This is a genomic window from Nocardioides sp. GCM10028917 (genome assembly GCF_042666175.1).
Classification (GTDB): Bacteria; Actinomycetota; Actinomycetes; order Propionibacteriales; family Nocardioidaceae; genus Nocardioides.
Genome location: NZ_JBHTFL010000013.1, coordinates 404,421 through 416,686 on the forward strand (window position 1 = coordinate 404,421; position 12,266 = coordinate 416,686).

A 12,266-nucleotide genomic window follows, 5' to 3' on the forward strand; every position below is an offset into this window, starting at 1 on the left:
CTCCGCGCTGAGCGGCAGCCGACGTACGACAGATCGCTAGGAGGCGGTTCGCGTGAAGCGGAAGCACAGTTTGGTCCTCGTCCCCCTGCTCGGCCTGTCGATGGCACTGACTGCCTGCGGCAGCGACGACAGTGACAGCGGCAGTGACAGCGGTAGCGGCGACAGCGGCGGCAGCTCGGAGGCCACCGGCAAGATCGGCGTGATCCTGCCCGACACCGAGTCCTCTGTCCGCTGGGAGAGCGCGGACCGTCCGGCCCTCGAGGCGGCCTTCGACGAGGCGGGCGTCGAGTACGACATCCAGAACGCCGAGGGTGACGCCGAGCGGATGACGCAGATCGCCGACACGATGATCGGCAACGGCGTCACCGTCCTGGCGATCGTCAACCTCGACTCCGAGTCCGGCGCGGCCATCCAGGAGAAGGCCAAGTCCCAGGGCGTCGCGACGATCGACTACGACCGTCTGACCCTCGGCGGCTCGGCGGAGTACTACGTCTCCTTCGACAACACCGTCGTCGGCGAGCTGCAGGGCCAGGGCCTCGCGGACTGCCTCGGCGACAAGAAGGCCAACATCGTCTACCTCAACGGTTCGCCCACCGACAACAACGCGACGCTCTTCGCCGAGGGCGCGCACAGCGTGCTCGACGAGATGAGCAACTACACCGTCGTCGGTGAGCAGGCGGTCCCGGACTGGGACAACGAGGAGGCGGCCACGATCTTCCAGCAGCTCTACACCGCTGCGGACGGCAAGGTCGACGGCGTGCTCGCCGCCAACGACGGTCTCGGCGGTGCCGCGATCAGCATCCTCGAGGGCAACGGCCAGGCCGGCAAGGTCCCGGTCACCGGCCAGGACGCCACGGTCGAGGGCCTGCAGAACGTGCTCGCCGGCACCCAGTGCATGACGGTCTACAAGTCCGCCACGCAGGAGGCCGGTGCGCTGGCCGACGCCGCGATCGCGCTGGTCAACGGTGACGAGGCCGAGACCACGGGCACCACGGTCGACTCCTCCGATGACAGCGAGGTCCCCTCGATCCTGCTCGAGCCGCAGGCCATCACGAAGGACAACGTCGGCGACGTGATCGACGACGGTGGCCAGAAGGCCGAGGACGTCTGCACCGGCAAGTTCGCCGACCTGTGCACCGAGGCCGGCATCTCCTGATCCCGGTCGGGACAGCCTGACCCTCAGCGGTACGACGACGCCCGGACCGGACCTCTCGGCCCGGGCGTCGTCCTCCGTCCTCTCGCACAACAAATTCTGCTGATCGGAAGTGGGACCATGGTTCAACCGCTGCTCGAGCTGCGCGGCGTCAACAAGAGCTTCGGCGTGGTGCACGTGCTGCACGACGTCGACTTCGCCGTCTACCCCGGACAGGTCACCGCGCTGGTCGGCGACAACGGCGCCGGCAAGTCGACGCTCGTCAAGATCATCGCCGGCATCTACGGCCGCGACAGCGGTGACTTCTTCTTCGACGGCACGAAGGTCGACGTGCACGGTCCGCGCGACGTGGCCGGCCTCGGCGTCGAGGTCGTCTACCAGGACCTCGCCCTCTGCGACAACCTCGACATCGTCCAGAACATGTTCCTCGGCCGCGAGGAGAAGAAGCGCGTCGGCCTGGACGAGATCTCCATGGAGTCGCGCGCCCGCGAGACCCTCGCGTCCCTCTCCGTGCGCACCGTGAAGTCGGTGCGCCAGAGCGTCGCCAGCCTCTCCGGCGGCCAGCGCCAGACGGTCGCGATCGCCAAGGCCGTGCTCTGGAACTCCAAGGTCGTCCTCCTCGACGAGCCCACCGCAGCCCTCGGCGTCGCGCAGACGCGCCAGGTGCTCGACCTGGTCCGCCGCCTCGCGGACCGCGGCCTCGGCGTCGTGCTGATCTCGCACAACATGGGCGACGTCTTCGAGGTCGCCGACCGGATCACCGCGCTCTACCTCGGCCGGGTGGCCGCCGACGTCCCCGCGAAGGACGTCAACCACAGCCAGGTCGTCGAGCTCATCACCGCCGGACGCTCCGGCGACCTCGGCATCTCCGAGAACCCCGCCACCGCGTCCGTCTGAGAAGGACTGGAGACCTCACCATGACCGATTCAGGCACCGCCACCGACGCCGGCCCCTCCGGCACCGGGTCGTCAGCCCCGGCCGGCTTCGACAGCGACAACGTGCAGGCCGCGACCATCAAGGACTCGGCCCGTGACTACCTCGACCGCCTGCGTGGCGGCGACATGGGCTCCCTGCCCGCCATCCTCGGCCTCGTCTTCCTGTTCATCGTCTTCAGCTCGCTGAACGACCGCTTCCTGACGACGTACAACATGGCCAACCTGGTCATCCAGTCCGGCTCGATCATCGTGCTCGCCATGGGCATCGTCTTCGTCCTGCTGCTGGGCGAGATCGACCTGTCGGCCGGTGTCGCCGGCGGAGCCTGCGCGACGATCATCGCCTTGATGCTCATCGACTACGACTGGACGTGGTGGGCAGCGACCCTGGCCGGCGTCGCCGCCGGAGCACTGATCGGCCTCGCGATCGGGTCCCTGGTCGCCTTCCTCGGGATCCCGTCCTTCGTGGTGACCCTTGCGTTCTTCCTCGCCCTGCAGGCGATCCCGCTCAAGCTGATCGGGTCGGGCGGGTCGCTGCGGTTCAACGACGAGGTGCTGCGCGGCCTCTCGATCAAGAACGTCCCGGTGACCGCCGGCTGGATTGCAGCGATCCTCATCGTCGTCGGCTACGCCGCGCTCTCGCTGTGGAGCTACCGCACCCTCTCCGCCAAGGGCCTGGTCCACCGTCCGCTCGGCCTGGTGATCATCCGGATCGTGGTGCTCGGCGCGATCGTGCTCGGTGTCACCGCGCTGCTCAGCGCCAACCGCGCGCCCAACCCGGCGCTGTTCAACATCAGCGGCATCCCGTGGGTGCTCCCGGTCGTGGTCGTGCTCCTGCTGTTCTGGACGTTCGTGCTCGGTCGCACCCGCTTCGGACGGCACCTCTATGCCGTCGGCGGCAACGCCGAGGCCGCTCGCCGGGCCGGCATCAGCGTCAACCGGGTGAAGATCGCCGGCTTCATCATCTGCTCCTCGATGGCCGCCCTCAGCGGCCTGCTGGCCGCGTCGTACACCGGCAAGGTCTCCCCGGGCTCCGGTGGCGGCAACGAGCTGCTGTACGCCGTCGGCGCGGCCGTCATCGGCGGTACCAGCCTCTTCGGTGGCCGGGGCCGGGCGATCGACGCGGTCATCGGCGGCCTGGTGATCGCGACCATCCCCAACGGCCTCGGGCTGCTCAACCAGGCGAGCTACATCAACTTCCTCGTCACGGGCGGGGTCCTCCTGCTCGCCGCGAGCGTCGACGCCATCTCGCGCCGCCGCCGCTCCTCGGCCGGCGTGTAGGCCCGACATGACCACCCGCCGGCGTCCGGGCCTGGGGACCAACCAGGAGCTCGCGCGGCGCCACAACCTCGGGACCGTGCTGCGGCACGTCCATGGAGCCGGTCAGATCTCGCGCGCCGAGCTGACCGGCCTCATGGGGCTGAACCGCAGCACCATCGCCGCGCTCGTCAACGAGCTGGAGGCACTCGGCATCACGGAGCGGGTGCTCCCGGCCGAGGGCACGCCGCGCCAGGGCGCCGGCCGGCCGTCGGCCGGCGTCCGCATCGCCGACCAGGGGCCGTTCGTCATCGCGGTGGACCTCGGCGTCGACCGGGCGATCGTGGCTCGCATCGGCCTGGGAGGGCGCGTGATGCAGCGGGCGCAGGCGCCGGTGCGCAGCGACGGCGAGGCGTGGCAGGTGGGCGCCGCCGTCGCCGGACTGATCCGCTGCGTCGTGGAGGAGGTCCCCGACGCTGCGCAGCTGGTCGGCATCGGGATCAGCGTCCCCGGACTCGTGCGCAACAGCGACGGCCTGATCCGTCTCGCCCCCAACCTCGAGTGGCACGACGTCTCCTTCGGCGGCATCGTGCTGGCTGCCCTGGGCCTCGACGTGCCGGTGTCGATCGCGAACGACGCTGACCTCGGCGCGCTGGCCGAGCACGTCCGCGGCGTGGCTGTCGGGGTGGACGACCTCATCTACGTCTCCGGCAACGTCGGCGTCGGCGCCGGGGTCATCACCGGGGGCGTCCGGCTGGAGGGCGCCGGGGGGTACGCCGGCGAGGTCGGCCACCTCCGCTTCAACCCGGCGGGTCGCGAGTGCCACTGCGGCAACCGCGGCTGCTGGGAGACCGAGGTCGGGGCGCACGCCATCGCCGAGGCCATCCACTGCCCGGCGGACAAGGTGGCGCAGCTCGACGAGGTGCTCGACGGGTTCGGCGAGCCGTCACCGGCGCTCCGCGCCACCGGGACCGCGCTGGGTCACGGGCTGGCCAGCATCGTCAACGTCTTCAATCCGCGCCAGGTGGTGCTGGGGGGCTACTTCCGCTCCCTCTACGCGCTCGTCGGCCCCGAGGTCGAGGCCGGGCTCGCCGACCGCGCGTTGCCGGCGCCTCTCGAGTCGGTGACGTTGACCCTGCCGGGACTCGGGTCCGACTCCTCGCTCCTGGGGGCCGCGGAGATCGCCCTCGAGCCCCTGTTCGTGGACCCGGTGGCCGCCCTCGGCACGGCGCTCGTCGGCGTCGGCACGCGGCTCGCCGGATGAGTGGCGCCGCCGGCGCGGTGATCGCACCGGTGAGCCGATAACCTCCTCGGGATGTTCCGCGCCCGACTCCTCGCCGCCGCCCTCGTCGTCGCCCCACTGCTGTCGGGCTGCGTCGGTGACGAGCCGACCATCGCGGTGCTCGTGGCCGATGGCGCGGACTCCTCGTCCCGCGCGGTGGACGTCGACCGGCTGACCGACCGGGTGGAGTCGACCTGCGACGAGTGCCGCGTGCGGGTGTACGACGCCGAGGGCGACGCCACCACCCAGAAGAGCCAGGCGCGCCAGGCCGAGGCCGACTCGGCGGAAGTGGTGGTCGTGGTGCCGGTCGACCCCGACGACCTCGCCACCCTCACCGGCGGCGACCTGCCCGTCATCTCGATGGGCGAGCCCGTCCCGGGCTCCGACCGCTTTGTCGGCCTCGAGAGTGGCTCGCTGCCCCGCCAGACGGGCTCCGACGTGGAGGCTGCCCGCGACATCGTCCGCGGCGAGGAGAAGACGATGACCTACGTGCCGACGGGAGCGATGAGCGACCGCGCCGCCGACCTGGCGGTGGCCTACCTCGCCGACGAGCCCGTGGAGGGCGGCGAGGACGTCGACGGGGTGGAGTCGTGGCTCTATAGCGACCGCGACGTCACCGTCGACACCCTCACCTCCGTGCTGGTGGCCGAAGGGATCCTCACCCTCGACGACCTCTGCCACGGTGACACGCGCCAGCAGTGTGCGAGGCTGGGACTGAGATGATGGTGCCCCGATGATCGAGATCCTCACCCCGGCCCAGGTCGACCGCGCCCGCCGCACCGGCGCCCTCGTCGCCGACATCCTGCAGACGTTGCGCTTGCGCAGCGAGGTCGGCACCAACCTGCTCGACCTCGACCGCTGGACGGCCGAGATGATCCGCGAGGCCGGGGCCGAGTCCTGCTACGTCGACTACGCCCCGTCCTTCGGCCGGGGCCCGTTCGGCCACTACGTCTGCACGGCGGTCAACGACGCCGTGCTCCACGGCCGCCCGCGCGACCAGCGGCTCGCCGACGGCGACCTGCTCACCCTCGACCTCGCGGTCCGTCTCGACGGGGTCGCCGCCGACTCCGCCATCAGCTTCGTGGTGGGGGAGAGCCGCCCGGCCGGGAGCGTCGAGCTGATCGAGACCACCCAGCGGGCGCTTGCCGCCGGCATCGCCGCCGCCGGCCCCGGGGCCCGGATCGGCGACCTGTCCCACGCGATCGGCACGGTCCTGGACGACGCGGGCTACCCGATCAACATGCAGTTCGGCGGCCACGGCATCGGCACGACGATGCACCAGGACCCGCACGTGTCCAACGACGGCCGACCGGGCCGTGGCTACAAGCTCCGCCCCGGGCTCCTGCTGGCGCTCGAGCCGTGGATCATGGCCGACACCGACGAGCTGGTCACCGACGACGACGGCTGGACGCTGCGCAGCGCCACCGGCTGCCTGACCGCGCACAGCGAGCACACCATCGCGATCACCGAGGACGGTGCGGAGGTCCTGACCCTCGCGACCTCCGCCTGACGCCGCTAGTGCACGGTCTCCAACGGGGCCTCAGCCTCGCTCTCGGTGAGCGGGGTGTCGGCTGAGTCGAGCTTGCTCGGCCACCAGATCTTGCCGCCCAGGTCGAGGTTCAGCGCCGTGACCAGGACCGACCGGACGACCAGCGTGTCGAGCATGACGCCGAGAGCCACGGCCACGCCCAGCTCGGCGAGGAACACCAGCGGCAGCGAGCCGAGCACCAGGAAGGTGGCGGCGAGGACGATGCCGGCCGAGGTGATCACGCCTCCGGTGGAGGCCAGGCCGATGAGCGATCCCTTGCGGGTGCCGTAGGTGACGGTCTCCTCCCTCACCCGGGTCATCAGGAAGATGTTGTAGTCGATGCCCAGCGCCACGAGGAACACGAAGGCGAACAAGGGGAACCCCGGGTCGGACCCGGCGAAGCCGAAGACGTACTCGAAGAGCAGCGCCGAGATGCCGAGGGCGGCGCCGAAGGACAGCACCACGGTCGCGATCAGGATCAACGGCGCGACCAGCGCCCGCAGGAGGCCGATCAGGATCAGCAGCACCACGGCGAGGACCAGCGGCATGATGACCCAGCTGTCGCGCTCGGAGGCGATCTTGGTGTCGAGGTAGAACGCGGCACCACCTCCGACGACCGCGTCGGCACCCGTCACCCCGTCGACGGCCTCGCGGCTGGACTCCACGATGTCGGCCGCGGTGCTGGAGGAGATGTCGGCGTTGACGGTCGCCTCGAACCACACCCGGTCGTCGGAGATCGGCTGGACCTCGCCCGGGGCGCCGAGGCCCTCGACGCCCTCCAGCGACGCCGCGACATCGGCTGCCTGGTCGGCGTTGGTGACCACCTGGATCGTGTTGGAGTTGTCGGCCAGACCGTGGTCGGTGAGCAGCGCCTGGCCCTTGATGGAGTCGAACTCCTTCGTGTAGGTGTCCTCGGTGGAGAGCCCGGACGCGTCGAGCCGGAAGAGGCCGAGGCAGGCCAGCAGCAGGAGACCGGTGGTCGTGACCCAGACGCGACGCGGGCGGTGGCTGATCGCGCGACCGACGCGGGCCCAGAAGCCGTCGGCGGTGGGCTCGGCGCTGCGGTAGGCGGGGCGCTTGGGCCAGAAAACCCAGCGGCCGCAGATCACCAGCAGCGCCGGCAGCAGCGTCACCATCACGAGCATGGTGACGGCGACGCCGATGGCGAGGACCGGGCCGAGCCCGGCGGTGGAGTTGAGGTCGGCGAACGACAGGCAGAGCATGCCGACGGCGACGGTCGCGGCGCTGGCGAAGATCGCCGGCGCGGCGCGGTGGAGCGCGAACGCCATCGCCTCGTGGCGGTCCTCGTGACGACGGAGCTCTTCCCGGTAGCGGGCGACGAGCAGCAACGCGTAGTCGGTGCCGGCTCCGATCACCAGGATGCTGAGGATGGCCTGGCTCTGGCCGTTGACCGTGAGGTCGGCGTACTTCGCGAGGAGGTACACCAGGCCGGTCGCGATGAAGTTGGCCGAGACGGCACACAGGATCGGCAGCAGCCACAGGATCGGGCTGCGGTAGGTGAAGAGAAGGATCACGATGACGACGGCGAGCGTCGCGAAGATCAGGTTGGTGTCGATGCCCTCGAACGCCTCGGCGGAGTCAGCGGCCTGGCCGCCGTAGCCGGCGAGGTGGACCTCTCCGCCGTCGAGCGTGGCGATGTCCCGGATCTCGTCGGCGGCGTCGGGGATGGCGTTCCAGCCGTCGGTCCCGAAGTTGAGCACGAAGTAGAGGTAGGCGACCTCGCCGTCGTCGGACACCAGCGTCGGCACCGGCGCCCCCTCGGCCGCGGCCGCCTCGGCGGCCGCCGGCGTCAGCACGCCCTGGTCGGTGATGCCGTCGAGCTCGGCGATCTCCGGGCCGTCCGCCTCGAGCTGGGCGAGGTCGTCCTCGGTCAGTCCGCCGTCACGGTGGTAGACGACCAGGGTGGGGATGTCGTTGGGGTCGACGGTCTCGGACAGCTCCTCCAGGACCTGGGTCGACTCCGCCGACTCGGGCAGCCACGAGGAGGCCTCGTTGTTCTGGACCGAGGTGAGCTTGGCCGAGAAGGTGGCCATGATCCCGGTGATCACCAGGACCGCCACGAGGACGATCCACTTGGTCACGCGGCCGGTCAGGATCCCAGCGATCTGTCGGTGCATGTGTTTCAGTTGACCAGCCCGGGGCCGGTGCGTGCATCGGTAATTACCCTGAGGTCTAGACAGGGTGGGGCCGACGCCCCGCTCAGCGGGTCTGGAGCTGGAACGGCGCGCGGACGTCGATCGTCCCGCGCCGGGGCGCGACGGCGTACTCCATCGAGCCGTCGACGCCGAGCCGCACGACGGCCCACCGGTCGGCCTGGTAGGTCACGACGAGCACGTGCCCGGCGTCCTCCCAGACCTCGTCGAAGTACGTCGCCGAGCGGCCGCTGCGGGCCGAGGTGAACGACCTCACCACCGTGCCGTCGGCGGTGGTGAGGAGGTCGAGCGTCGTGGGGCCGAAGCCGTCGGCGTACGCCGGGGTGCCGAGGACGTGGCGGTTGTCCGGGGAGATGTCGGAGAGCTGGTTGTCGCAGGTGCGCCACCTCACCTTCCAGCTGCGCAGCATCGCGCTGCAGGAGCCCGTGTCGCTCAGCGAGGTGATCCCGCCGATCCACCGCCCGCGCCCGGTCGAGGCGAGTCGCAGGTGCGGCGGCCGGTCGACGATGCCGTGCGAGGTCGTGTAGTAGGCGCGGCGGGGCCCGTTGACGTAGACCGAGCACCCCGTGCTGGTCGCGCTCTCCTTGCAGTCCTCGCCGAACAGAGCCACCGCCTGTCCCTTGCCGGAGATCGGCACCGGGTTGAACGACAGCACCCGGTCGCCCGCTTCGTCGATCGACCAGACCTTGCCGGCCCTGCCCGAGAAGGCGACGGCCCTGCCCTGCGCGGAGACCGCCAGGCCGTAGCCGGTGCGCCACTCGCGTGGGCCGGGGGTGCCGTCGGCACCGATCCAGCGGGTCCTGGCGCCACCGGCACCGATGGTCTGGATGACGTGGCCGGAGCCCATCGGCGCGAGCTGGTCGAGGCGGTTGGGCGCGGGTGTGCGGGTGCCGCCGGACCCGTGGATGACGGTCCGGCCGGACCGCCGCTCGCTCCAGGCGACCGCCGGTGGGGCTCCCTGCTGGAGGCCGCGGACGTCGAGGACGGTCGTGGGAGCACGACGGCTGCCCGTGTCGGCGGCGGAGGTCGCGGGGCCTGCCGGCGACAGCCCGGCAGCGAGGGCGAGGGTGGCGGCAGCCACCAGGGCGGCGCGCGAGGCGGCGCGGAACGAGGTGGTCATGTCGAGGAGACGCTCCGGACGGGTGGGAGGTTGCCTGCGCCGCCGGGAAATGCGGGTGGCAGGTCGCGGCCCTCGTCGGCGAGCACGTCCCGGAGCCGCTCGGGGTGGTTGGTGATCAGGCCGTCGACCCCCAGGCGCACGAGGTGCCGCATGGTGGGCGCGTCGTCGACGACGTAGGGCACGACCGCCAGCCCCGCGGCGTGGGCGGCGTCGACCAGCTCCGCCGTCGCGAAGGGCTGGTACGCCGGGTCGTCCACGCCCGAGCGGAACGGCGACCCGTGGATCGGCGAGATCGCCGTGAAGCCCTGTCGGGCGGCGGTCACGACGAAGTCGTCGTCCACCGCGAGGCCGTCGAACCACGGCGACGGCGCGCCGTCGGTGCCCCGGAGGTACTTCGGCGAGACGAGCAGGTTGCGGGCGAGGGACGGCTCGGCCGTGCCGACGCGGTCCAGCACGCCCCAGTCGAAGCACTGGATGCTCGTGCGGGCGACGAGCCCGTCGACGCGCAACGCGTCGACGACCCGCGCGACGAACGCCTCGCGGGTGGTGAGGCCGCTGGCGTCGAGGGCGTCGTACTTGATCTCGAGGTTGACCCGCACCGGGTCGGCGCCGCGCTCGGCGAGGAGCGCGGCGACCTGCCGGAGCAGCGGCATCGACGGCGGCAGGTCGGCCCGGGCGAGCTCGCGGATCCTCCTCGCGTCCGCGACGGTCGGGTCGTGGTGGACCACGACGTCGTCGTCGGCGGTCAGGTGGACGTCGAGCTCGAGGGTGGAGACCCCGAGCGCGAGGGCCCGGCCGAAGGCCTCGAGGGTGTTCTCGGGCCAGAGCCCCGCGCCCCCGCGGTGGGCCTCGACGTCGAAGACGTGCAGGGGCGGAGCGTCGAAGGTCACGTGTAGAGCTTCTCCACCACGTCGGCGTACTTGGTCTTCACGACACGGCGCTTGAGCTTCAACGTGGGCGTCAGCTCCTCGGACTCCGCGGTCCACTCGTCGGGCAGCAGCTCCCACGCCTTGACCTGCTCGGGACGCGAGAGCCGCTCGTTGGCCTTGTCGACCGCGGCCTGCGCCATCGCGCGGATCTCCGGCTTGGAGGACAGATCGGCGAGGTCGGTGAACTCGACGCCCAGCTTGGCCGCGACGAGCGGTGCGATCTCGCCGTCGAGGGTGAGGATCGCGACGACGTAGGAGCGGTCGTCACCCAGCGCCATCGCGTGGCCGACGATCGGGGACTCCTTGAGGTAGTTCTCGATGTTGGAGGGTGCGATGTTCTTGCCCGCCGAGGTGATGATCAGCTCCTTCTTGCGGTCGACCACCGAGTAGAAGCCGTCCTCGTCGACCGTGCCGATGTCCCCGGTGCGGATCCAGCCGTCGTCGTCGATGAGGTTGCGGGTCGCGGACTCCTGCTTGTAGTAGCCGGGGGTGTTGACCGGGCCCCGGCACAGGATCTCGCCGTCCTCGGCGAGCCGCACCTCGACGCCGGGGTTGGGCCGCCCGACCGTGCCGAGCTTGAAGGCGTCGGGTCCGTTGGAGGTGAAGGCCCCGGTCGTCTCGGTCATGCCGTAGACGTCGTACACCGGCACGCCGAGCCCGCCCATGAACTTGGCGACCTCCAGCGGCATCGGGGCGGCGGCGCTCGCGGCCCACTGCACCTGGTCGAGGCCGAGCAGCAGCCGCAGGAACGCCAGGATCGCCTCGTCGGCCCTGGCGAAGGCCTCCTCGACCTCCGGCGTCATCGCGTTGCCGTACTCGTGGGCCTGCGTCCACGCGAGACCCGCAGCCATCGCGTCGGTGACCATCTTCTGGTTGGCGGGGTCGGGGTCGTCGGCGAGCTTGGCCGAGATGCCGGTCTTGATCTTCTCCCAGACGCGCGGGACGCCGAAGAACGCCGTCGGGTGCACCTCGCCCAGCGCACCGAGGAGGCCCGCCGGGTCCGGGATCGCGTGCACGTGGCTGCCCAGGAACGGGGGAGCGTACGTCGCTAGGATGCGCTCGGCGATGTGCGCGAGCGGCAGGTAGCTGATCGTTCGCTGCGGGCCGTGCAGGCCGCCGGCGTCGAGGGTGGAGACCGCCTCGTACATGACGTTGTGGTGGGTGAGCACCACGCCCTTGGGGTTGCCCGTGGTGCCGGAGGTGTAGAGGAACGTCGCCGGCAGGTCGGGGGTGATCCGCTCCATCCGCTCGTCGACGGCGCCGGTGTCGTCGCCGCGGGCCAGGAGGTCGGGCCACGTCATGACCCGCGGGTCGTCGACGCGGTCGGCGTCGGACAGCATGACCAGGTGGCGGATGGAGTCCACCTCGTCCAGGGCCCGCTCCCACCGCTGGTAGCGGTCGTGGTCCTCGAGCACCACCACGACGGGGCGCGACTCGCCCGCGATGAAGGCGACCTGGTCCTGGGCGAGGGTGTTGTAGATCGACATCGGCACGGCGGCCGCGGTCATCGCGCCGTAGTCGGCCAGCGTGTGCGCGGTGCGGTTGGCGGCCATGATCGCCACGGGGTCGCCCGGCTCGACGCCGAGGTCGACGAGGGCGGCGGCGACCCGGCGGGTCAGGTCCCACGTCTCGGTCCAGCTGATCGTCGACCACGTCTCGCCCTCGGGCACGTCGAACTTGTCGGAGAAGGCCGGTGCGTCGCCGTACGTCTCCGCGGCCTTCCGCACGGTGGCCGGCATGTGCAGCCCGAGGATGCGGGCCTCGTACTCCTCGCGCACCGCCAGGACGTCGGGCTCGGTCTCGGTGGCGGTCATCTCGGCTCCTGGTGATGGTGGGGGCGATGGCGGGGGGTGTGGCGGGGGTCACATCATGGTGCGCCGCGGCCCCGCTG

10 protein-coding genes are annotated in these 12,266 nt (G+C 71.2%); 6 read left to right on the forward strand and 4 right to left on the reverse strand.

Going from position 1 to position 12,266, the window contains the following annotated elements; translation table 11 throughout:
* Positions 1-52: 52 nt before the first annotated feature.
* The 6 genes from ACFQW6_RS22070 (at position 53) to map (ending at position 6,134) form a co-directional block, all read left to right on the forward strand.
* A complete protein-coding gene (locus tag ACFQW6_RS22070; RefSeq protein WP_378550692.1) occupies positions 53-1,156 on the forward strand; it encodes a sugar ABC transporter substrate-binding protein in 1,104 nt (367 codons plus the stop codon).
* Between the two features lie 117 nt (positions 1,157-1,273).
* The gene (locus tag ACFQW6_RS22075; protein ID WP_378550694.1) at positions 1,274-2,050 is read left to right on the forward strand and encodes an ATP-binding cassette domain-containing protein; all 777 of its coding nucleotides are present in this window, start codon (positions 1,274-1,276) and stop codon (positions 2,048-2,050) included.
* Positions 2,051-2,070: 20 nt separating this feature from the next.
* Complete coding sequence (locus tag ACFQW6_RS22080; RefSeq protein WP_378550696.1) at positions 2,071-3,366, forward strand: sugar ABC transporter permease; 1,296 nt, start codon at positions 2,071-2,073, stop codon at positions 3,364-3,366.
* Positions 3,367-3,373: 7 nt separating this feature from the next.
* Positions 3,374-4,606, forward strand: coding sequence for an ROK family protein (locus ACFQW6_RS22085; protein ID WP_378550698.1), 1,233 nt, complete (start codon positions 3,374-3,376; stop codon positions 4,604-4,606).
* Between the two features lie 51 nt (positions 4,607-4,657).
* Positions 4,658-5,347, forward strand: a complete 690-nt coding sequence (locus tag ACFQW6_RS22090; protein ID WP_378550700.1) for a hypothetical protein — start codon at positions 4,658-4,660, stop codon at positions 5,345-5,347.
* Positions 5,348-5,357: 10 nt separating this feature from the next.
* Positions 5,358-6,134 carry a type I methionyl aminopeptidase gene (map, locus tag ACFQW6_RS22095; protein WP_378550702.1) on the forward strand — a complete coding sequence of 259 codons (777 nt, stop codon included), beginning with the start codon at positions 5,358-5,360 and terminating at the stop codon, positions 6,132-6,134.
* Between the two features lie 5 nt (positions 6,135-6,139).
* Here the strand turns inward: map and ACFQW6_RS22100 are convergent, their stop codons facing one another.
* The 4 genes from ACFQW6_RS22100 to ACFQW6_RS22115 all read right to left on the reverse strand — a co-directional run bounded on the left by ACFQW6_RS22100 (position 6,140) and on the right by ACFQW6_RS22115 (position 12,189).
* Positions 6,140-8,290 (reverse strand): MMPL family transporter, encoded by a 2,151-nt coding sequence (locus tag ACFQW6_RS22100; protein WP_378550703.1) that lies wholly within the window; start codon positions 8,288-8,290, stop codon positions 6,140-6,142.
* Positions 8,291-8,372: 82 nt separating this feature from the next.
* Positions 8,373-9,446, reverse strand: coding sequence for a hypothetical protein (locus ACFQW6_RS22105; protein ID WP_378550705.1), 1,074 nt, complete (start codon positions 9,444-9,446; stop codon positions 8,373-8,375).
* Entirely contained in the window at positions 9,443-10,336 is an 894-nt protein-coding gene (locus ACFQW6_RS22110) for a glycerophosphodiester phosphodiesterase family protein (protein WP_378550707.1), read from the reverse strand. Before ACFQW6_RS22110 ends, ACFQW6_RS22105 begins: the two co-directional genes overlap by 4 nt.
* Entirely contained in the window at positions 10,333-12,189 is a 1,857-nt protein-coding gene (locus tag ACFQW6_RS22115; RefSeq protein ID WP_378550709.1) for an AMP-dependent synthetase/ligase, read from the reverse strand. The genes ACFQW6_RS22110 and ACFQW6_RS22115 overlap by 4 nt, the downstream gene beginning before the upstream one ends.
* Positions 12,190-12,266 lie beyond the last annotated feature (77 nt).